This is a genomic window from Halomonas sp. NPDC076908, assembly GCF_050269715.1.
Taxonomy (GTDB): domain Bacteria; phylum Pseudomonadota; class Gammaproteobacteria; order Pseudomonadales; family Halomonadaceae; genus Vreelandella.
On sequence record NZ_JBNNIW010000008.1, the window covers coordinates 112,115 to 133,888 of the forward strand.

The window sequence follows — 21,774 nt, forward strand, 5'->3', positions numbered from 1 at the left end:
CCAATCCTACAAATACTTAAGTAGTTTCTGCAGCTTGTTCATATCGGCTGAGTCGCCCACTAAGCGCACGCTGCCGTCCATCATGCCGTCAAGAAAGGCCTGTTGAGTTGGCTTTTTGAGCACTTTCAGGGCGGTATCCTGATCCCGGAAACGCAGCTCAAGGTCCAAGTCAACGGGCAGCCCTTTACCGGTACTGATGCTTTTCGGCGACATGCGATAGTGGCGGGCAATGCTAAGGTCTTCTGTAGCAATGCCCCAATCCAAGCCGCGCATACGTTCTAGCTGTTCACGAAAGCGCGGCTTGCGGCGCAGGGCACGTTTGAGCATTAAGCCCAGTAGCCACAGCGTCAGCTTGAGTTTCATTAGGAAACGGCGTCTTTAAGCGCTTTGCCAGGCTTAAAGGCGACATTTTTGCTGGCTGGAATTTGCAGCGGTGCACCGGTTTGCGGATTTTTGCCTGTACGAGCTGCGCGTGAACGTACAGTGAAAGTGCCAAAGCCGATGAGAGCAACATCTTCGCCTTTGGCGACGCTGTTGGTGATTTCATCCAGAATAACGTTTAGCACTTGGCCTGCTTTATCTTTAGACAGGTCGGCACTTTCAGCGATGGCAGCAGCGAGTTCAGGTTTGCGCATAAGGAATCTCCTTTTAATTAAACAATCGAACGTTGGATAAATAATCGAACGTACAGCAAATGCATGTTGTTGGGTGCGTCACCATGATTAGGTTAGCTTATCTATCCTAGTCGTGAACGCGACGAAAATCAGCCTAGCAGCGCAGGCGCTGCTCTGGAAAGCTCCACTTTCCTTCTCACACAGCCCCCTGTCAACGCAAAACCAATCAAACGTCCGTCTTTATTTTCCGCCAAGGCGCTGAGATCGCCGCCTTCGCCTTCAATTCGCCAGTGTTCAGGCGTGGTTTGTGGAGGATAGGCAACCACGGGCAGCAGCGGTGTTTTTACAATGATGGGCCAAGCACCGAAGCTCGCGGGGGTCGGGGTACCTGCAAGGGTTGCCGCCAGTGCTTTAGCGCTTGCTTGCAGCGGTTGTACATACATTGCATTAATACCCTCCACACAGGCGGCATCGCCTAATGCGTAAATATCGGGGTGCGATGTACGCAAGTAGCGGTCAACCTGAATGCCGCTAGGCGATACCGTTAACCCTGCGGCTTCGGCCAGTGCTATGCGCGGCGTAAGACCTGTTGCCATGAGTACGCAGTCAGCGCTGAGTGGTTCATCATTATTTAAATGCAAGACGATATCTTTACCGTGACCTGACGCTATCGATTCAATTTTGCGGCCGAGGTGAAGATCAATGCCTGCCATGCTAAAGGCATCGCCCAAGGCAGTGCCTAGTGGTGCGGGCAATAAACGAGGCAATAGACTTCCCTCAGGGGCAATGACGCTGACGTGATGGCCTCCGGCATGCAGGTCGTTAGCAAATTCACAGCCGACTAGTCCTGCACCAATAATCGCGACCCGGGCAGTATGGTGGCCTAGGGCGGTATGAAAGCGGCGGTAATCATCTAAATTATTGATGGTAAAACAGCGCGATGCCACGCTGGCAGCGATCTTAAAAGGCACCAGAGGCGCAGCGCCGGTGGCTAATACTAAAGCGTCGTAACCGAACGCTTTGCCATCTTCCAAAAGGATTAATTTGTTATCCACATCCAGAGCGCTTACTTGGGTGTGGGTAACTATCTGGGCATTCAGCTCGTCACCAAGTTGCGCGGCGCTTCGTTGGGCTAGTTGGTCAGGCGTTAAACCTTTGGCAAAGCCAGTGGAGAGCAGTGGCTTACTATAGTCATCGCCGCTGTCAGCGCTAATCAGCGCTATTGAACGTTGGTCGCCCAGGCGGCGCAAGGCGCGGGCAAGGCCAATACCAGCCATGCCAGTCCCAATAATCACCAGCGCAGCATGTGACGAAGAGAGCTGTGTATGTGATGCGGACATGCGAACACCAAGAAAGTCGCTAAAGAAAGAGTCGCTAAACAGGGGCGTTAAAACAGGTTCGTTATAACAGAGCCGTTAAAAAAACCGCTGAGATAAAAGCCATTCAGAGCGCCATGTTACACTAGCAGCCCCGATTATTGGCTTGGAGAACTCGGTGACGCCTCCTGCTTCCCGGCAAGTACAGATATTCCCACGCTGGCGCCCTGTCTCGGCGGCGCGTCCGGCGATGAGTGCCCCCTGGTGGCAGTGGGTAGCCTCCACGGACTCGCTAACTGCTCGGTTAACCGCAGCAGGCGAGGGTAAGTCTTTCCGTGTGCGTCTATTACGCCAAGGGGTGGGCTGGCCGTTGCCAGATGAGGCTCAAGCATTGGGCATTAGGCCCAAATGTTACGCATGGCTGCGTGAAGTGGCACTCAGTTTAGATGATACCCCCTGGGTGGTGGCGCGCTCAGTTGCTCCGCTGACACAATTAAAAGGGCAGCGTTTGGAGCGTCTGGGTGAGCGGTCGCTAGGGAGTTGGTTATTTCAACAGCCAGATCTAGTACGTGGTCCCTTAGAAGTGACAAGGCATTCGGCTAACTTCGCGAGTCTGCATGATCTTAACAGCGAAGGACCCTGGGGAAGGCGCTCAGTGTTCCAGCATGGCGGACTATCGCTGTTAGTGCAGGAGCATTTTTTGCGGGCGATGGTGGATGAACTTGATTTGCCTTCGCGCTAGGCTAACGTCTGCATCTTATTTTTCGTGAGGTAAGCATGGATCGTTCACTGTTGCGGCCGAAAGGATTCGCTCGCGTGGCAGATTTTTTCCAACTGATGCGTTTGGATCGGCCAATTGGCACTTGGCTATTAATGTGGCCGACGCTTTGGGCGCTGTGGATTGCCGCTGAAGGCGTACCAGGCCGAAACGTGCTGCTTATTTTTGTGGCAGGTGTTTACGTCATGCGCGCGGCTGGATGCGTGGTCAATGATTATGCCGACCGTCATTTTGACGGCCATGTAAAACGCACTAAACACCGTCCGCTAGCCACTGGCCGTATTAGCGAAACCGAGGCGCAGCTGCTGTTTATCGCGTTAGTGGCAGCGGCGTTTATTTTAGTGCTACTGACCAATTGGTTTACGGTGGCACTGTCGTTAGGCGGTGTGGCGCTGGCAATCATTTATCCGTTTATGAAGCGCTACACCCATTTCCCACAAGTAGTATTGGGGGCTGCGTTCTCGTGGGCAATTCCCATGGCCTTTGGTGCCGTGTTGGGCTATGTCCCGCTGGAAGCATGGCTGCTGTTCTGTGCCAACGTACTATGGACGGTGGCATACGATACTCAGTACGCCATGGTAGATCGTGATGATGATCTGAAAATTGGCATTAAATCAACGGCTGTTCTGTTTGGTAGTGCCGATCGCCTAATGATTTTTTTGCTACAAATAGCCACCTTAACGCTACTCGCCTGGGTCGGCTGGCGGATGGAATTAGGTGGCTTTTTCTGGCTTGGGCTGGCTGCGATGGCAGTGACGTTTGTGTATCAACAGCGGTTGATTCGCCATCGTGAGCGTGACGCTTGTTTCCAAGCGTTTCTCAATAATCACTGGTCGGGCCTGCTGATATTTGCCGGTATCGCGCTAAGTTGGTGGCCTGCTGCTGGCTGATAGCGGCTATTGTCATGTAATTGTCATCAATCCATGGTGTTATCGTCACTGACATGTCATTGAACTAGTTTCTTTGAGCAATTTTCTTTGAGCTGTTTTTCATTGAGCTGTTTTTCATTGAACACCGTGAGGCATTGGTATGACCGCCAAGACCGTTCTGATTGTCGATGACGAGGCGTCCATTCGCGAGATGATCGCAGTAGCGCTGGAAATGGCTGACTATCGCGTGCTTGAAGCGGATAACGCCCAGGATGCCCATGCCATATTGGTCGATCATCAGCCTGATTTAGTACTGCTCGACTGGATGATGCCTGGTACCAGCGGCATTGAGTTAGCCAGACGCTTAAAGCGTGATGAAGCCACCGCTGAGATACCTATTATTATGCTCACCGCCAAAGGTGAGGAGGATAATAAGATTCAAGGGCTTGAAGCAGGTGCTGATGACTACATCACGAAACCTTTTTCACCCCGTGAGCTGGTGGCACGTCTTAAAGCAGTGTTGCGCCGAGCTACTCCTCGTGGCGTTGAAGATCCGATCGAGATTAACGGCCTGCTGTTGGATCCGGTAAGCCATCGTGTGAGTGCCCACGGCAAAGCGTTGGAAATGGGGCCAACTGAATATCGGCTGCTGCAATTTTTCATGACCCATCAAGAGCGCGCTTACACACGCAGCCAACTGCTCGATCAAGTATGGGGTGGCAATGTGTACGTTGAAGAGCGCACGGTTGATGTACATATTCGCCGCTTGCGTAAAGCGCTGGGCGACGTGCATCAAAACCTGATTCAAACGGTTCGGGGCACCGGATACCGTTTCTCTTCACGGGTATAAATGTGCGCTTATGGAGCCGTGAGCTGTGGCGACTAGCGTGGCTGGCTACGCTAGGCACTTGCTTAGGTTGGCTGCTAGGCTCCGCTGGCGTCGGGCTATCTGCGGGGCTAGCGGTGTGCCTGTTTTATCATCTGCGTCAGCTGCGTGCCTTGTACCTTTGGTTAACCCTTCATCCCCAAGATGAGCCTCCTGCTGCCCGCGGTATGTGGGGCGAACTATTTGATCGTTTATACCGCTATCAAAAAAGTCAGCGCATCACTCAAAGTCGCCTGCGCGCTACCTTAGCGCGCATTCAAGAGTCGTCGGAAGCGATGCGCGATAGCGTCGTTATGCTTGACCGTCATGGTGACCTTGAGTGGTGGAACAGTGCCGCGACCGAGATGCTTGGGCTGCAAACTGCCCATGACCGTGGCCAGCACATTACCAACCTGCTGCGCGACCCAGGTTTTATTGGTTATTTTAATGGCCGCAACTACAGTGAGCCGTTAACGCTAACGTCGCCGATTGATGAGCGGCGTATTCTGCAGTATCAAATTACCCTTTACGGTGACGACGAACGCTTAGTCATGGCGCGGGATATTACCCGTCTGCATCGCCTAGAGCAGATGCGTCGCGATTTTGTCGCCAACGTATCCCATGAATTGCGTACCCCCCTCACCGTGCTTTCCGGTTATTTAGAAACCTATGGTGATCTTGCTGATCAGCTTCCGCCACGGTTAGGTAGAGGTATTAATCAAATGCAGGAGCAGACGCAGCGAATGCAGAATTTGGTGAATGATTTATTGCTCCTGTCACGTTTGGAGATTGACCAGGGTGGCAAGGATCATCATTCATTGTCGCTTGGCACCTTACTGCAGAGTGTGTGTGATGATGCGTTAGCGCTTTCACATCAGCGCCATAGCATTACCGTGGAGCTGGAGAGCGATGCGTGCTTGCTAGGCAGCGAACAGGAAATTCGTAGCGCAGTTTCTAATCTTGCCTTTAATGCCGTTCGCTATACGCCCCCGGGTAGCCATATCGCGTTGCGCTGGAGTGTTAATGCTGCGGGCAGTGGTTGTATTGCCGTTGAAGATAACGGAGAAGGCATTGACCCGGTACATATCCCCCGCCTAACTGAACGTTTCTACCGAGTTGATAAGGGCCGCAGTACCGCCACGGGCGGCACAGGGCTAGGCTTGGCCATTGTGAAGCATGTTCTGCTGCGTCATGACGCCCAGCTACAGATAGAGTCTCATCCAGGCAAAGGGGCGTTATTTCGCTGTGTATTTCCCGCTTCGCGTCTCCGTCAGCCCTGAGTCGCAGCCCTCAAGAAAAATCTTCGCACAACAGTTGTAGAAGCGTGCAATATTGGCATACAAGATTGGTAAAACATTACTCATGTGCCATTTTTACACATCTTATAGCCGCATTTAGCGCCTAGTTGGATTTAATGACTGTATCATTTTATTTTTATAAGCTTTTGAAAAATAATAATTTTTTTATTTTTTAAATGTTTTGGCATAGCTGCTGCAATGAATATATTAAGTAAGAGAGATGACCGCAGGAATTGCTGGCTACTGGTTAGCCCTTCTTTCTTAATTAAGTGGTACTAACAGCGATCGGAGGTGGAATATGATGTCCAAGGAACTTCTCAAGAAAGCTGGCATTTTAGGTGTAACGTTTGGCTTGATGGCTAGCCCATTAGCTTTTGCTGATACGACGGACAATTCTTCGATTGATCAAAACCAGGATGCAATGGAAGAAGAACATCAAAATGGAACTAGCCCTGGTGGCGATGGTTCCTATGATAACGATGATCTAACAACTGATCATGGCACTCAAGGCCCGGATACAGTAAATGATCCAGAATCAACAGATATGAGTGGTGACGAGGAATACACCCCAGATGATGTTGTTGAAGAAAATAGCGCTAGCTAATTCTTACAGCTTTTTCTATATAGTTTGAGATATCGAAATGTGCTTCTTCAACGGATGACGAAGCTATTAACAGGATGTTTCAAACAGGGATGTTGTAATGATTCAAGGATGAATCAATAGGCAATCAAAATGTTAGTCAGGGTTAATTCCAAGGTTGGAGTCCCGCACAAGGATTGGAAGCTAACGTTAGTTATTACCTATAGGCAGTTCTGATATCGGGCCCCGCTTCGGCGGGGCCTAATTTTTTGCTGTCTATTAATCTACTTAACTGCTTTTTACTCGAATACCTCAAACCTGCTCTTCTTACCATATCTTGCCCTAGCCAACCTTATTTACAGTAATGTGAATCGTGAAGCATGTGTCATTAGTGCGCAAGTATTTAGTTTGCTTTTGTTTTATGTGATGTAATATTGTGCGCAATATTTATAATATAAATTATTGATAATAATGGATTTATTTTTTATATGCAGAAATTGGCATTTTTTATGCTCTACCAGGATACGGAAGAGAATGAGACAAAATAGCCATCCATGATGGCGCTTCTTCCTCCACGCCAGCGGTATCACAGTATCTTGGAGTAAAATACGATGACTAATGTATTTCTTAAAAAAGTAGCAGTAGCGGGCCTTTCCTTTGGTTTGTTAGCTAGCCCGCTAGCGTTCGCAAATTTTTCCATTAAAGCGAATCAAGATCTGACAGTAAATGATGAGCCTATCCAAGCAGATTCACAGCGTACAACGGCTCAGGCAGAGTTTAACCCAGCTGAACTAATGTACGATGAAGGTGATTTTCCAAAGGTTATTGAGGCAGAATCAACGCGCACCAGTGATCACATTAGCTATCAACCGAAAGATTTGCAGCGAGATAACAATTTTAGAAACGTTCGGTAACAAAAATTTGCAATTTTGATGAAATATATTACGATGCAGGTGTGAGCTAAACATGTAGTTGCATGTCACACCGTTAAGGATGCACAAGGATTCAAGGAATGAGTCGATAGACAATCAGAACGTTAGTGAGGGTTAAATTCCAGGGTTGGAATCCCGCAAAAGGAGAGGAAGCTAGCGTTAGTTATTGTCAAACATTGTATTATTGGACCCTGCTTATGCAGGGTCTAATTTTTAGTCACTAAGAAAAATAAAAATATTTTATATAACAATATGTTAGTAATTAATATTATTAGCCGTACTACTTTAGGTTAGTGCCGGTAGGGCCTCGATAGTGCGCATCCCACATTAATACGGCACCCGCCACAGCGCCGGGTAACAGAAGTAAATTCGCCAGCGGAATCCAGGTGATCAAGGTGACTAGCCCCCCGTAGGTAAGGCTCTGCCACCAGCGTCTGGCTAAGCGCTGCCGCATATCGGCAAAGGTGACCTTGTTGTTGTCCATTGGGTAATCCAGGTAAGTAATCGCCATGATCCAAGCGGAAAACAGCGCCCACAGTAGTGGCGCAAATAGATTCAGCCCAGGAATCCAACTGATCACAAATAGCGCTGCCGCGCGGGGCAGAATGTAGGCGAGTTTAACGAACTCTCGGCCAATGGCATCAATCGCCGTTTTGGTAAGGTTGCGGTCATCAAGGGGTTCTCGACCCGTGGCTTGAATTTCCACCTTGGCGGCCAAAAAGCCATAAAAAGGCGCCGCGATTAAGCTAGTCACCACTGTAAAAGTGAAAAACACCACCACCAACAGGCTGATAACAAACAGCGGCCAGATAAGCCACGATAGCCAATCAAGCCAGGTAGGCACCATGTCCATCCAGTTGTTCAGCCAGCCTTCGAAGCGGGTGAACACAAAGCTGAACATGCTGACGTAGACAATCAAGTTAACCAGAATAGGTAGAAAAACATAGCGGCGCATGCCCGGCTGATACACACAGCGTGTACCTCGGCTTAGCGCAGTCACAGCATCCAGCATGGTGGGTGAACTCCTTGTGATTCCAACGTCCAGGCAGATTAAACCTGGACGTATTGCAGGAGGAAACCCCAACCAGGTCAAGGCTTTTTTAGCACCTTCGGATCCAAGCTGTCGGTATCGCTGTGGCGAATATCGAGTCCTTTGACCAGATAGACCACATACTCTGCAAGGTTATCGGCATGGTCGCCTACTCGCTCCAACGCACGCAGTACCCACATAATACTGAGTACCGAGGTGATTGAGCGCGAGTCCTCCATCATAAACGTCATTAACGAGCGCATAGCGCTGCTGTATTCATCGTCTACTAATGCGTCTTCACGCACTACCTGCATAGCAAGATCGGTATCAAAGCGTGCAAAGGCAGTCAGTGCATCGCGCAGCATTTTGCGAACGTGTTCACTGATATGGCGAACTTCGACCAATCCACGAATCGTTTGCGTGTTTTCGCTCAAAAGCAGGGCATTGCGGGCAATTTTACTGGCCTCATCACCAATCCGTTCAAGATCGGAAGTGGCGCGAATAACTGCCAGCACCAAGCGCAAATCAGAAGCCGCAGGCTGACGACGCGCCAGTACCCGTGTACATTCATCGTCAATCTGTAGCTGCAGGTCGTTAACCTGACGATCGTTGTCACGCACTTGCTCTGCTAAGCGGGTATCGCCTTCCAGAAGGGCAAAGACAGCATCCTGTACCTGCTTTTCCACCAGACCGCCCATGGTCATCAGGTGGGTTTTCAGCTCTTCCAGCTCCTGGTTGAACTGGCGAGAGATATGCTGGCTGTGGGTATCACTCGTAATATCCATGGAGCACTCCTGACGTTTCAGTCGATTGGGCCTAAGTGACGCGGCCGGTGATGTAGTTTTCAGTACGTTGTAAACGAGGGTTGGTGAACACTTGGTCGGTAGGGCCGTACTCCACGAGTTCGCCTTGGTGCAAAAAAGCGGTGTAATCCGAGACGCGTGCCGCTTGTTGCATATTGTGAGTAACGAGCACCAACGTCAGCTGTGACTTAAGGTTGCGTATTAACTCTTCAATTTTCAGCGTTGAAATGGGGTCTAGTGCTGACGCCGGTTCGTCAAGCAGCAGTACATCTGGCTGAACCGCTAAGGTGCGGGCGATAACCAAACGCTGCTGCTGTCCACCGGAAAGCTGCCAGGCTGAGCGGTGCAGGCGATCTTTCACTTCATCCCACAGAGCGGCTGACGTTAATGCCCACTCAATAATGTCATCACGTTTACGCTTGGGCAGGCGCTGTTGCAAACGCAGGCCAAATGCGACATTTTCATAGATCGACATGGGGAAGGGGTTGGGAGTTTGAAATACCATCCCGACTCGTCGCCGCAGTTCAGTTACGTTCATTTGCGGATCGTGAATATCATGCCCTTCCAGCGCAATTTGACCGCTATGCGCCACCGACTCATTGAGGTCATGCAAACGGTTAATGGCTCTCAACAGCGTAGATTTACCGCACCCGGACGGTCCAATGAACGCCGTCACACGATGGCGCGGAACGCTAAGGGTTAAGTCGCGCAACGCCGTTTTCCCCGCATAAGCGAGGCTAAAGCGATCAATACTTAAGCAGCAGCGGTCATCCGCAAAGTGCGTCACTGGTGCCTGAGAGGTATTCGTTGAATGTAATGGTGCTAGCATTCGCTTCCCCGTTGACGCCTAAGATAATGACGTAGAAATATGGCAGTTAGATTAAGCACCAGCACAATTAACACTAAAAGTAGCGCCGTGGCGTAAACCAACGGGATCGCGGCTTGCACATCTTCACCATGAAAGGCGGTATCAAATAAATGATAGCCGAGGTGCATGAACTTGCGCTCTAAATGGAGATAGGGAAATTCACCGTCTACCGGCATTTGTGGCGCGAGTTTGGCGACCCCCACCAACATTAGCGGTGCGACCTCTCCTGCTGCGCGAGCAATGGCTAAAATCACCCCGGTTAGCATGGCGGGGGCGGCCATCGGTAGCACAATGCGAGTGAGCATTTCCAGGCGAGTAGCACCGAGCGCCACGGCACCTTCGCGTTGGGCCTCTGGAATGCGTGCCAGCCCCTCTTCGGTTGCCACTATCACGACCGGCAGGGTTAGTAGCGCAAGCGTTAATGACGCCCATAGCAGGCCGCCTGTGCCAAAGGTAGGTGAGGGCAAAGTATCACTGAAGAACCACTCATCAATCGAACCGCCAATGCCATACACAAACACCCCTAAGCCAAATACCCCATACACAATGGACGGTACGCCAGCGAGATTACGCACGCCAATGCGAACAAAGCGAGTCAGCCGCCCCTGGTGGGCGATTTCATTTAGGTAAATAGCCGCCAGTACCCCAAAAGGGGTGACCATCACCGACATTAAAATCACCATCAGCACGGTACCAAAAATCGCAGGCCATACGCCGCCGCCGGTATTTGCGGCCCGTGGCCCTTCGCTCAAAAACCGCCAAACGCCTTCGCCCCAAGCATGGGTTTTCTGCCACCACGCCATGGCATTAGGTGCTTGAGCACTCAGTACATTAGTTAACGGCAGGCGGAGAGTTTGACCATTGGCCGTGGAAAGCAGCAGCTGGCTATCCGGACGCTGATTGATGGGGAGAGCCAGTAAGGTCGTTAAATGCCGCCAGGCGGCTTCACCCTCCCAGCGCTGGTCGGCCTGTTCAATGGCGGCTAAACGACCGATAAAATCACCCCAGGGAGTGCGCTCTAGACGAACAAGATCCACCGGATGGCTACGCTCTGCAATTTCTTCAATAGCCACCCAGCGCCAGCGCGCACCATCTATATCCTGGTTGCCGGTAAAGTAAAGGCGTTCATCGCCATCCTGCTGGGGCAGTGCTACCTCACGCACGGTTTGACCAGCGAAGGTTTCCCCAGAGTTTAGCGTGACCTCCTCCAGGTTGGCAGGCCAGAAGTGGCCTAGCCCACGCACCACCAACAGCGTCAGCAAAGCACCTAGCATGAGTAAGGAGAGTGCTACGCTGGCCGCGCATAACCAAGGCCATAGGTTATTGAGCCAGTTAATGCGTATCCGGTGGGAGGAGGCGCTGGCGGGTAGTTCGCTCATGATGCGCCTCCCATGTGGCGATAACGGCGCCGCAAACGTTGGCGAACGACCTCGGCTAACGTGTTCACTAGGAACGTAAAGATAAACAGTACCAGCGCCGCCAAAATCAGCAGGTGATAGGTCAAGCCCCCAGGAGCGGCCTCAGGTAGCTCAATGGCGATAGCCGCCGCCATTGAGCGCATTCCTTCAAAGGGGCTGGCGCTAAATAGAGCGGTATTACCGCTGGCCATCAACACAATCATGGTTTCGCCAACCGCCCGTCCGGCACCGATCATCACCGCTGAAAAAATGCCGGGTCCTGCCGCCGTTAGGGCGACCCGCCAGAGTGCCTGCCAGCGGCTAGCACCAAGTGCTTGGGCGCCTTCGATTAACGTAGTGGGCACATCAGACAGGGCATCCTCTGCCAGGGAGTAAATACTCGGAATCACTGCAAAGCCCATCGCAATACCGACAATCATTGCATTGCGGGTGGCGTAATCCATGCCAAAGCGCTGGTCGAGCAACTGACGCAAATCACCCCCTAGCCACTGCTGCTCTATCCACGGGGTAAGCCATAGCGCTAGCGCCACCATTAGCGCCAGCCAAGGAACCAGCCAAAGACCCGCCCATGAGAGTGGCAAGCGGCGGCGCAATCGTGCTTTCGTTAGCTGCCACGCTAAACCAGCAAGCCCGGCACTTAATGGAAGCCAAATAATCAGCGCCAAGGCACTGGCCAGATGGCGTTCTACCCACGGCGCTAAAATCAGCCCAGCAATAAAACCCACCACCACGCCGGGAATAGCTTCCATCATTTCTAACGTAGGCTTGATGCGAGTGCGAAGGCGGGCTGACATAAACAGCGCTGAATAAATCGCAGCGCCTAAGGCGATGGGGATAGCGAACAGCAGCGCTGCTAGCGCAGCTTTTAAAGTACCCCAGGCCAAGGGAGAAAGCTTTGCCAACGCCAGGGTATCGCCAATGGCGAGTAGCGGTAGCGTTTCCCACACCAAAAAAACGCCGATCGCAAGAATAGCGAGCAGCACGCCAATTCCGCCAGCGGTAATTAAGCCCGTAGCCACGCGATCTTTTAGCAGACGCAGTGGCTGCCGGGGGATGGTTAACCGTGGTGGGATCATATCGCTATCATTGGGAAACCTGGGCGATTGCAGTCAAGGCCATTCAGCATAATAAGTCTCCTTACCCTAAAGTGCTTTTATGACAATAAGATGACAGGCTAAGGCATTTAGTTAACAGGTGTCTGCCACATTTGTTGTTCTTTGAGTACCTCAGGCGCCAAAGGCACAAAGCCAGCCGCACGGGCAGTCTGTTGACCCTCTGGCGACATAATGAGTGCCAATAGTGCTTGTTCTGCAGGAGGCAGTGCCTCGCCGGGCGGCAGGTTAACGTAGAGATAGAGATAGCGCGACAGCGGGTAGTCACCGCTTTGGATAGCCGCCTCGTCGGGCGGTGTAGCGATACCATTGTCGTTATACAGGCTAACAGCATGTACCGCTGGGGTAAGGTGATTGTATCCCGCATAGCCCATGGCATTAGCAGACTCCCCTACCGCCGCAACCACGGCTGATGAACCAGGGTGCTCGCTGATATCGTTACGAAAATGACCGCCACACAACGCCCGCGCTTGAAACAATCCGTGGGTGCCCGACGCTAGATTACGCCCATGCAGCGCAATAGTGCCGAATGCCCAGTCACGGGTTGCTGGGAGTTGATTCCAGCGCCTGATGGGGGCTTCAGCGCCGCAAGCAAGTGAGGTTGAGAAGATGGCATCGACCTGTTGGCGTGTCAGCACGCGTAATGGGTTATGGCGATGGACGACGACAATCAAGGCGTCACGGGCAACCTTTAATTCTAGCGGGGGATAGCCATAGCGTTCAATAAAGTTATCGCGCTCAGCCGCCGTCATAGGCCTGGACATCGGCCCAAGCCGGGTGGTGCCTGCCATCAGTGCAGAAGGTGCACTGGCGGAGCCACCCGCTTGAAATTGCAGCGTTACGTTAGGGTAGTGGGTAGTTAATGTTTCCCCCCAGCGCAACATTAATCCCGCCATGGTGTCAGAGCCAACAGCGCCTAAGGTTCCACTAATGTTTTGCGTTTGCCCCCAGGTCAGTGGGCATACCAGTAGCAGTAACATCATTAACCCGCGCAATAAAAGGCGTTTTATAGCGAGAGATGTGCCCTGGTTATTAGCAGAAGAATTTGAAAGAGTATTCAAACGCGCGTCCTCTTATGGTTAACTAAATCCATCCAGCAGTGTTGCAGCGCAGCAATGCCCACCGTCAACGTTTATCTCCGCGACGTTTACAACAATAAACTGATAAAGCGACTAACCCATGACTCTTCTGGAAACCGATTTGGACGACGTACCGGCTCCCCAAGGCCAGCTCACCTTAAAATTACTGGCTTCACGCCAAGATACCAATCTTTATGGCGATATACCCGGTGGTTGGCTGGTAAATCAAATGGATCAGGCGGCTGAGCTTGCTGCCGGGCGAGAAGCGGGTGGCCGTACCGCGACCGTGGCGATCGAGGCAATGGACTTTTTAAGCCCGGTACGCGTGGGATCCATGGTCAGTGTCTACACCCAGGTGCAGGATATTGGTCACAGTTCGATCAAAATAGAGGTGGAAGTATGGGTAAGACCACCTCATGGGCAACGCATTGAGGAGCGTCAAAAAGTCACTGAAGCGCGTTTTGTCATGGTCGCATTAGATGATAATGGCCGCATCCGGGCAGTGCATAGTTAACCAAGAGTGAAAGTAATGACTTATTAAAGGACTTGCTTTGTTCTCTAAACAGCAAAAGGGCGCATAATGCGCCCTTTTGCGTTATTGACAGTCTGGGTTTACTGTCTAGTTAAGCACCAACGCTGTCACGGCTCTTCAGGTATGCGTATTCGCCTACATCACTAAACGGACGCAGTACTTTCTGGAACGCTGAGTAAGACTCGAACACCCGGCGGGAGTCTTCGTCGTTATCCACTTGGCGCTGAATGACTTCCTTTGAAGAAGCATAGAGGGCTTCCATAACATCTTCAGGGAAGGTGCGCAGTTGAACGCCATGCTCATCGACCAGTGTTTCTAGCGCTTGAGCGTTGCGGTAAGCAAACTCGCTGATCATCGCCATGTTGGAGGCGCGAGCGGCTTCACGAATGACGTCTTGCAGGTCTTCCGGCAGCGCGTTCCATGCATCCAGGTTAATCGTGCCTTCCAGCACCGCCGTGGGCTCGTTCCACACCGAGGTGTAGTAGTAGTCAGCCACTTGGTGTAGACCGAACGCCATATCGTTATAGGGGCCTACCCAGTCAGCCGCATCCAGCACGCCGGTTTGCAACGAGGTAAAAATATCGGAGCCAGGCATGTTAACGGTAGTCACGCCGATAGCGTTCATCGCTTCGCCGGCTAAGCCAGGCAGACGAAGGCGGATGCCCTGCATATCGTCGAGGGAATTGATCTCTTTTTTGAACCAGCCCGCCATTTGTGTGCCGGTATTACCAACAGCAAAAGGCTTCAAGTTGTGCTTGGCGTAAATGTCATCCCACAGCTCTTGGCCGCCGCCATGGTATAACCAAGCGTTCATTTCGGTGGTATTCATGCCGAACGGTACGGCCGTGAAGAACTGTGATGAGGCGACCTTACCACGCCAGTAGTAGGATGCGGAGTGACCCATTTCAGCCGTGCCTGCAGCGACGGCATCAAATACTTCCATCGCGGGAACCAGCTCACCCGCACCGTGCACACGGATCTGCATGCGGCCATTGGAAAGCTGCTCAACCCGGCGGGCGAAGTCGTTCGCACCCGTGCCTAAAGCAGGGAAGTTTTTTGGCCACGAGGTGACCATGTCCCAGGTGTAGGTGTCTTGGGCGCGCGCACTTGCAGTGGTGACAAAGGGGGCGGCAGCGACACCGGCGGCACCCAGGCCGACGGTTTTAAGAAAGTTACGGCGTTGCATGGCGAGCAAGACTCCGGAAATTATAGGATATTTTTGTCAGCGCGCTGGAAAGCGCAGTGTCCGTTCGCCAGTATGCGCTAAGCAGGTTTTAATCGGCAAGCCATTGAACTCAACGCCCGTGAGTAAACCGCTTTAAAGTGGCGTCAGCTTAGCAAATCCAAGTACCAGCCATTTAACCCCTTCGCCCTCAAAGCTCACCTGTACGCGGGCACGAGCGCCTTCACCCTCTGCGTTAAGAATGATGCCTTCGCCGAATACCGGGTGCTCGACGCCTTGGCCAACGTGCAAACTAGGCAAATCGCCACTGCTTTCGATGCTTTGCTGGGCGAAGGAATTACGCGAAGCGGTGACCGGGAGTGAAATGTGTCCGCGCAAGCGGACTTCTTCGAGCAAATGTGGCGGCAGCTCACGCAAAAAGCGCGAGGGGCGCGGAAACACCTCTTTACCGTGCAGGCGTCGTGTTTCGGCGTGGGTGAGGTAGAGCTTCTGCATGGCGCGTGTAACGCCTACGTAACAGAGCCTGCGCTCCTCTTCGAGTCTGCCTGGTTCTTCAAGCGACATCTTATGGGGAAACAGGCCTTCTTCAACGCCCGCAATAAATACCACCGGGAACTCCAGGCCTTTGGCGGAGTGCAGTGTCATCAGCTGAACGCTATCCTCAAACTCTTCCGCTTCGTGGTCGCCAGCGTTAAGGGCAGCTTCGGAAAGGAAGGCTTCCAGCGCCGCCATGCCTTCGCCCGCTTCAGGCGCTTCAAACACATCGCCTTGAGTAAAGGCGCGGGCGGCGGTGACCAGCTCTTCAAGGTTTTCCACCCGTGCTTGGCCTTTCTCACCGCGCTCGCTTTTATGGTGCTCAATCAAGCCGGTATGCACCGTCACGTGATCGATAATTTCGTGCAGCGCCATGCCCGCGGCGTCGTTATCCAACTGCTCAATCAGGTTGGCGAAGGTTTGTACTGCATTGGCGGCACGGCCTTTCAGCGTGCCATCGTGTATCGTATCGTGAAGCGCCTGCCACAATGGCACGCCTTGCTCACGGGCACGCAGGCGGACAATCTCCACGGTGCGCGTGCCGATGCCACGTGTGGGCACGTTAATCACTCGCTCCAACGAGGCATCATCGTCGCGGTTGAGCAGCAGGCGTAAATAGGCGAGGGCATTTTTGATTTCCAGACGCTCGTAGAAGCGGTGCCCGCCGTAAATACGGTAGGGCATACCCTGGCGTATCAGCGTCTCTTCCAGCAGCCGCGACTGGGCGTTGGAGCGGTAGAGAATCGCAATATCCCGTCGATTGAAGCCTTCGTCGACCTTCTCTTTAATGGTGTCAACGATATAGCGCGCCTCTTCCAGGTCGTTAAACCCGCCGTAGATTGAGATCGGCTCGCCTTCAATGCCGTCGGTCCATAGGTTCTTACCCATTCGCTCGCTGTTGTGGCTAATCAGCGTGTTGGCAGCTTCTAGAATCGCACTGGTAGAGCGATAGTTCTGCTCAAGACGTACGGTATGGGTGTGCGGAAACTCTTGTTCAAAGCGGCTGATATTTTCTACTTTGGCGCCGCGCCAGCCGTAGATCGATTGATCGTCATCACCCACCGCGGTCATCGGCGTCTTCATGCCGGTGAGCAGTTTTAACCAAGCGTATTGCAGCGTATTGGTGTCCTGAAACTCATCCACCAGCACGTGCCCAAAGCGTTCTTGATAGTGGTTTAACAGCGCCGGATTATCGCGTAGCAGCTCTAAGCTTCTCAGCAGTAACTCGCCAAAGTCGACAAGACCACCCCGCTCGCAGGTTAACTGGTAGCGCTCGTAGAGCTCGACCATCTGCCCCATATAGGCATCGCCCGCCACATTGACTTGGTGCGGGCGCAGGCCTTCTTCTTTACAGCCGGAAATAAAGTGCTGCACCTGGCGTGGCGGGTAGCGCTCGTCGTCAATGGAGTAATCTTTCAGCAGCCGTTTAACCAGCCTTAGCTGGTCGTCAGAATCGATGATTTGGAAGTGCTGAGGCAGCCTGGCATCTTGCCAGTGGGTACGCAGCAGGCGGTGGGCGATGGAGTGAAAGGTGCCTACCCATACATGGCGCATTGAGAGGTTAAGCAGCGCTTCAAGGCGCGTGCGCATCTCTTTGGATGCCTTATTGGTAAAGGTCACCGCCAGTAGCGCGTAGGGTGAGAGGCCTTCGGCCTGCATCAGCCAGGCGATGCGATGAACCAGCACGCGGGTTTTACCCGAGCCAGCACCCGCGAGCACCAATAGATTACCTTGGGGGGCACTCACTGCTTCGCGCTGGGCGGAGTTGAGCTGATCGAGAATCGCCGTGACGTCATCCATAGTAGCCGCTGCCGGATCAAAAAATAGGCGGCCAGTTTAGCACAGCCAGTGAACTGGCTGTGTATACAGGGGTGGCAATCTTCACACCTTTGCGTCGAGGGCAGGTTTACGCGAGGGCGCTGTGAACCCATCCGTGGGCGCTACTTTTGACATCCCTGTCAAAAGACCCTCGCTTCAACCTGCCCTCGCTCCCGGTTACTGGAAACGTGTAGGTAAAGACTAAGGTTCTTCTGGAAAGCGCAGTGTATTAAGGCTCTTTTTAACCGCTTTAAGCTGCTCGGCAAGTTTCGGGCCGCGGGTTTTGGCGACACCTACGGCGAGTACATCGATCAACACCAAGTGGGCAATACGCGAGCTAAGCGGCGTGTAGATTTCGGTGTCTTCGTGAACATCGATATACAGCGGCAAGCTGACTTCTTCGGCCAACGGCGAGCCGCTAGGACACAGGCCAATCACGGTGGCGCCCGCCTCACGTGCTAAGCGCACGCTAGCGACCAGCGCTTTAGTACGTCCGGTTTGTGAAATGGCCACCACCACATCACCTTCTTTCAAGGTCACTGCCGACATATTCTGCATATGCGGGTCGGCATAGGCCGAGGTGGAAATCTGTAGCCGGAAAAACTTGTGCTGGGCATCAAAGGCCACCGCACCAGAAGCACCAAACCCATAGAACTCAACGCGGTTAGCCATCGCCAAAGCGTTAACCGCCCGGCCTAAGGAGTCGTTATCCAACCGGTCGCGTACCGACAGCAGTGTGCCGACGGTAGAGTCAAAAATGCTGTGGGAAAACTCAGCAACGGAGTCGCTGTCGTTCATGGAGAATTGTGCGAATTGACTGCCGCTAGCCAGCATTTGCGCTAGCTGTAGCTTGAAATCTTGGAAGCCATTGCAGCCCAAGGCACGACAAAAACGCACCACCGTGGGTTCGCTGACTTTCGCTTCCGTAGCCAAATCCACAATACGCATGTGGATGACCTCATCGGGGTTGCGCAGTACAAACCGCGCCACTTTTTGCTCGGAGCGTCGAAAGTGCTCCATGCGGCGTCTCATTTCATCGAACAGGGCGCGACTCACGTTCAGCTCCTTGGGTGCTCAACCAACAGGTATTCAACAGTACGTCAATATACAGTCGTTTGAAACGACCGTTTCTGTCTGTCTGCTCATTTCTATCTGCTCATTATTATGTTTTTACGTTTCTTTAACACTGATGAATACAGTATGCCTCAATGAGTGGATAGGGCCACTAACTATTGGGCAGGGTGACGCCAGCGTTTAAAGGCCGTTAGACAATTTTTTTATGATTAGTCATCATTTTGTCAAGTAGGTTATAGTAATAAGTGAAGTGCCGCACTGCATCATAACAGTCGTCACCGATGCAGGTGGACGGAGGCATATTCACCTGGAGGAACGTCGATCATGAGAAACGTCGAACGCATCACCTCGGTTAAAAGCGAACTGCTCGACATATTTATGAGTCTACAAGTGGATGAGTATGAACAACGCCAACGCAGCGCTGCCCAGCGTAGCTTAAGAGCGCGGCGGGGTATTGAGCTGCATCGGGAATTCCAGAAGTTGTCGCGGGATATCGCCCCCTTGCCCGATGAAGAGCGGCAAGAGAGCGAATTACACTAACATTAGCCTGGTGACGCATACTCGCCCTGCTATTTAGCAGGGCTGAAGTGTATTAGCGTCGGCTTTTACTACTATCGTAAGTTTCAAATCCGGCCTTATAGGAGTCCGGTAACGAACACCGCGATAACCCCAGCGGGCGCTACATAGCGCGCGATGATGTTCCATACGCTCACGCCCGTGGCTGAAAGCCCCAGCTCGGCTTCAACGCTCTCCCGCTTCAAACACCAAGCCACAAATACGATGGCGCCTAACCCTGTTAGTGGCAGTAGAATTTTGCTGGTAAAGGTATCCAAAAAGTCGAAAATATTGAGGCCGAAGAACAATACTTCTGCCCAAACGTTAAATGACAGCAGCGCCGCTACCCCTAATAGCCAAACCGCACAGCCACTCACCAGTGTTGCTATAACGCGGGACATCGATGTGCGCTCTTCAAGCATTTCAACCGCAGGCTCTAGCAGTGAAATTGCCGAGGTTAGCGCAGCGAAGGTTAATAGCAGGAAGAACATTAAGCCCAAAATCGTACCACCCGCCATATTACCGAACGCCAATGGTAGGGTAACAAAGATCAAGCCAGGCCCTTCGCCCGCACTTAAGCCATTGGCAAACACAATCGGGAAGATCGCCAGACCGGCGAGCAGCGCAATGGCGGTGTCCAGAATAATGACCGTACGTGCGGTGCTAATCAGGTTAACGTCTTCACCGAGGTAAGAGCCGTAAGCCATCATAATGCCCATACCCAGCGACAGGGTGAAGAAGGCTTGTCCCATGGCCGCCAATACTACGCCGCCGGTTAACGCGCTCCAGTCAGGTCGGAACATAAAGGCCAGTGCTTCACCAAAATAGCCGCTTGCCACACCGTAGCCGACCAGTACTAACATCAACACGATAAGCGCGGGCATCATTAAGCGAGCAGCGCTCTCCAGCCCTTTAGTCACCCCGCGTGCCACAATGCCCACGACTAATACCATAAAGGCGGTATGCCACAGCAGAAGCGTAGTAGGGCTGGCCAGCATCCCGCCAAACAGCTCACCAACACTATCGGCATCTTGACCATTAAAAGTGCCGATCACCGAGCCTAGGGTGTAGTTGAGCGACCAGCCGCCAATCACACTATAGAAAGAGAGGATTAAAAAGGCGGCTAACACACCGCTAGCGCCCACTAATGCCCAGGCGGGAGTTTTGCCATGCTGGGCCGCTAAATCTGCCATGGTGTTAATGGGATTTTTCTGACCACGACGGCCAATCATCCATTCTGCGACCAGAATAGGCAAACCCACCAGCGCGACACAGGCAAGATAAACCAAAACGAACGCAGCACCGCCGCTATCGCCCACCATATAAGAAAAACGCCAAATATTACCTAGCCCAACCGCTGAACCAGCGGCGGCCAGCACAAAAGTCATCCGCGATGACCACTGTGCATGCGCAAGTTTTGCCATGACACACCTTCTTTTAATCAGTTGTAATGAGTTTTTCGGTGCGATACACCGTTTTTTCGGAAAAATGCGTCGTTGTTAGCACCTTTTTCCGAAAGTAAGCGCAATTTATCTGATCAATAGGCTGCATGCCAGTTAGCTCACCTAAAAAGGTGGGCTAAAATAGCTGGCTTTGCTTTTCACCGGCGAAGGGTGCAAGAGGGGGTAGCGGTGTCTGTTCTCCCAGCGCGTTATAGAGTAAACGGGCCATGTGAGGAGACTCCAGATTATCAGCAGTATGCACAAATAAGAAAGGGGTTTTCCCCTGACTTATCCACAGTTTTAGGCGGGCTTTCCAAGCAGTGAAGTAGTTGCTGTTAATCGTTTTGTCAATATGGCCAATGAAGCGAATTACCGGATAATTTGCCGTGGAAAGCACGTGTAGCGGCAGTTTCGGCTTTTCTCGCTGTGCATGAGCAAGTCCTGCATGGCCATTTGCTGGAGTTGAAAAGACCGGACGGACATCAAGCATCACACGATTGGCCGAATAAGTTATCAACAGGCGGTTAAGCGCAATTTCAGCTGCGCCTTTGTGGAAAAACTCAGGATGGCGAACCTCGACTGCACAGGGCAAATGGGCTGGCCAGGCAGTCAGCAAGGCTTCAAGTTGAGGAAGCTCTTGGGGGCCAAAATCTCGCGGTAGTTGAACCATGGTAGGGCCAAGACGATCGTGAAGCGGTTCAAGCGCGTTTAAAAATGCCCAGGCCTCTTGTAAGTTGGTGAGCCGTTGATCATGGGTGACGCTGGCAGGTAATTTAAAACAGAAGCGGAAGTGGGGCGGTGCTTGACGTGCCCAGGTGGCCACTGTTTCGGGTTTGGGGATGCCGCTATAAAACGTAGTGTTGCCTTCAACACTTGAAAACACCGCCGCGTAATCGCTTAACAGTTCGGTTTTGGCATGGCGTGGGTAGAGACCGCCAAGCCAGTCTTGGTTGGCCCACATAGGCAAGCCTAAATAGAGCGGAAGTGTCATGGGTGCCATGCCTATATCTATAAGAACAGGCACTAATATACCAGTTTTAGCTGTCTGCCCGTTAAGCGCTCATGGCGGCATTT

The 21,774-nt window shown here is 52.3% G+C and carries 22 protein-coding genes; 8 read left to right on the top strand and 14 right to left on the bottom strand.

Annotated features, from left to right (window positions below; all coding sequences use genetic code 11):
* Positions 1-6: 6 nt before the first annotated feature.
* The 3 genes from ACQKE4_RS06790 to ACQKE4_RS06800 form a co-directional block, all read right to left on the bottom strand.
* Positions 7-363, bottom strand: a complete 357-nt coding sequence (locus ACQKE4_RS06790) for a hypothetical protein (RefSeq protein ID WP_427387502.1) — start codon at positions 361-363, stop codon at positions 7-9.
* Entirely contained in the window at positions 363-635 is a 273-nt protein-coding gene (locus ACQKE4_RS06795; protein ID WP_290825659.1) for an HU family DNA-binding protein, read from the bottom strand. The genes ACQKE4_RS06790 and ACQKE4_RS06795 overlap by 1 nt, the downstream gene beginning before the upstream one ends.
* Positions 636-763: 128 nt before the next feature.
* Positions 764-1,954, bottom strand: coding sequence for an NAD(P)/FAD-dependent oxidoreductase (locus ACQKE4_RS06800; protein ID WP_427387503.1), 1,191 nt, complete (start codon positions 1,952-1,954; stop codon positions 764-766).
* 154 nt (positions 1,955-2,108) lie between these two features.
* Between ACQKE4_RS06800 and ACQKE4_RS06805 the strand changes: the two genes are divergently transcribed.
* The 6 genes from ACQKE4_RS06805 (at position 2,109) to ACQKE4_RS06830 (ending at position 7,234) form a co-directional block, all read left to right on the top strand.
* Positions 2,109-2,672: a chorismate--pyruvate lyase family protein gene (locus ACQKE4_RS06805; protein WP_427387504.1), complete on the top strand. Its 564-nt coding sequence runs from the start codon at positions 2,109-2,111 to the stop codon at positions 2,670-2,672.
* Between the two features lie 35 nt (positions 2,673-2,707).
* Positions 2,708-3,598 carry a 4-hydroxybenzoate octaprenyltransferase gene (ubiA, locus tag ACQKE4_RS06810; protein ID WP_427387505.1) on the top strand — a complete coding sequence of 297 codons (891 nt, stop codon included), beginning with the start codon at positions 2,708-2,710 and terminating at the stop codon, positions 3,596-3,598.
* 139 nt (positions 3,599-3,737) lie between these two features.
* On the top strand, positions 3,738-4,427 hold the full coding sequence (gene phoB, locus ACQKE4_RS06815) for a phosphate regulon transcriptional regulator PhoB (RefSeq protein ID WP_290825380.1): 690 nt from the start codon (positions 3,738-3,740) through the stop codon (positions 4,425-4,427).
* 2 nt (positions 4,428-4,429) lie between these two features.
* Entirely contained in the window at positions 4,430-5,722 is a 1,293-nt protein-coding gene (gene phoR, locus ACQKE4_RS06820; RefSeq protein ID WP_427387506.1) for a phosphate regulon sensor histidine kinase PhoR, read from the top strand.
* A 316-nt stretch (positions 5,723-6,038) separates the two neighbouring features.
* The gene (locus tag ACQKE4_RS06825; RefSeq protein ID WP_427387507.1) at positions 6,039-6,344 is read left to right on the top strand and encodes a hypothetical protein; all 306 of its coding nucleotides are present in this window, start codon (positions 6,039-6,041) and stop codon (positions 6,342-6,344) included.
* A gap of 587 nt (positions 6,345-6,931) precedes the next feature.
* Positions 6,932-7,234, top strand: a complete 303-nt coding sequence (locus ACQKE4_RS06830; RefSeq protein WP_427387508.1) for a hypothetical protein — start codon at positions 6,932-6,934, stop codon at positions 7,232-7,234.
* Between the two features lie 298 nt (positions 7,235-7,532).
* Here ACQKE4_RS06830 and cysZ read toward each other — a convergent pair whose 3' ends face one another.
* The 6 genes from cysZ to ACQKE4_RS06860 form a co-directional block, all read right to left on the bottom strand.
* Positions 7,533-8,264, bottom strand: coding sequence for a sulfate transporter CysZ (gene cysZ / locus ACQKE4_RS06835; RefSeq protein WP_427387509.1), 732 nt, complete (start codon positions 8,262-8,264; stop codon positions 7,533-7,535).
* 77 nt (positions 8,265-8,341) lie between these two features.
* Entirely contained in the window at positions 8,342-9,067 is a 726-nt protein-coding gene (phoU, locus tag ACQKE4_RS06840) for a phosphate signaling complex protein PhoU (RefSeq protein WP_290835161.1), read from the bottom strand.
* Between the two features lie 31 nt (positions 9,068-9,098).
* Positions 9,099-9,914, bottom strand: coding sequence for a phosphate ABC transporter ATP-binding protein PstB (gene pstB / locus ACQKE4_RS06845; protein ID WP_427387510.1), 816 nt, complete (start codon positions 9,912-9,914; stop codon positions 9,099-9,101).
* Positions 9,908-11,332, bottom strand: coding sequence for a phosphate ABC transporter permease PstA (pstA, locus tag ACQKE4_RS06850; RefSeq protein WP_427387511.1), 1,425 nt, complete (start codon positions 11,330-11,332; stop codon positions 9,908-9,910). Before pstA ends, pstB begins: the two co-directional genes overlap by 7 nt.
* The gene (locus ACQKE4_RS06855) at positions 11,329-12,447 is read right to left on the bottom strand and encodes an ABC transporter permease subunit (RefSeq protein WP_427387512.1); all 1,119 of its coding nucleotides are present in this window, start codon (positions 12,445-12,447) and stop codon (positions 11,329-11,331) included. The genes pstA and ACQKE4_RS06855 overlap by 4 nt, the downstream gene beginning before the upstream one ends.
* 107 nt (positions 12,448-12,554) lie before the next feature.
* Complete coding sequence (locus tag ACQKE4_RS06860) at positions 12,555-13,466, bottom strand: PstS family phosphate ABC transporter substrate-binding protein (RefSeq protein ID WP_427387513.1); 912 nt, start codon at positions 13,464-13,466, stop codon at positions 12,555-12,557.
* A gap of 196 nt (positions 13,467-13,662) precedes the next feature.
* Between ACQKE4_RS06860 and ACQKE4_RS06865 the strand changes: the two genes are divergently transcribed.
* Positions 13,663-14,076, top strand: a complete 414-nt coding sequence (locus ACQKE4_RS06865) for an acyl-CoA thioesterase (RefSeq protein WP_290835155.1) — start codon at positions 13,663-13,665, stop codon at positions 14,074-14,076.
* Between the two features lie 109 nt (positions 14,077-14,185).
* On the opposite strand, the gene ACQKE4_RS06870 is transcribed toward ACQKE4_RS06865, so the two are convergent.
* The 3 genes from ACQKE4_RS06870 to hexR all read right to left on the bottom strand — a co-directional run bounded on the left by ACQKE4_RS06870 (position 14,186) and on the right by hexR (position 18,685).
* Positions 14,186-15,280 (bottom strand): TRAP transporter substrate-binding protein, encoded by a 1,095-nt coding sequence (locus tag ACQKE4_RS06870; RefSeq protein WP_290835153.1) that lies wholly within the window; start codon positions 15,278-15,280, stop codon positions 14,186-14,188.
* Positions 15,281-15,412: 132 nt separating this feature from the next.
* Positions 15,413-17,611: a DNA helicase II gene (uvrD, locus tag ACQKE4_RS06875; RefSeq protein WP_427387514.1), complete on the bottom strand. Its 2,199-nt coding sequence runs from the start codon at positions 17,609-17,611 to the stop codon at positions 15,413-15,415.
* A gap of 219 nt (positions 17,612-17,830) precedes the next feature.
* Positions 17,831-18,685 carry a transcriptional regulator HexR gene (hexR, locus tag ACQKE4_RS06880; protein WP_290835151.1) on the bottom strand — a complete coding sequence of 285 codons (855 nt, stop codon included), beginning with the start codon at positions 18,683-18,685 and terminating at the stop codon, positions 17,831-17,833.
* 342 nt (positions 18,686-19,027) lie between these two features.
* Here hexR and ACQKE4_RS06885 point away from each other — a divergent pair, with 342 nt between their 5' ends.
* Entirely contained in the window at positions 19,028-19,243 is a 216-nt protein-coding gene (locus ACQKE4_RS06885) for a PA3496 family putative envelope integrity protein (protein WP_427387515.1), read from the top strand.
* Between the two features lie 95 nt (positions 19,244-19,338).
* Here ACQKE4_RS06885 and ACQKE4_RS06890 read toward each other — a convergent pair whose 3' ends face one another.
* Together ACQKE4_RS06890 and ACQKE4_RS06895 are read right to left on the bottom strand one after the other, a co-directional pair.
* On the bottom strand, positions 19,339-20,682 hold the full coding sequence (locus ACQKE4_RS06890) for a sodium-dependent transporter (protein WP_427387516.1): 1,344 nt from the start codon (positions 20,680-20,682) through the stop codon (positions 19,339-19,341).
* Between the two features lie 154 nt (positions 20,683-20,836).
* Entirely contained in the window at positions 20,837-21,691 is an 855-nt protein-coding gene (locus tag ACQKE4_RS06895; RefSeq protein WP_427387533.1) for a DUF72 domain-containing protein, read from the bottom strand.
* Positions 21,692-21,774 lie beyond the last annotated feature (83 nt).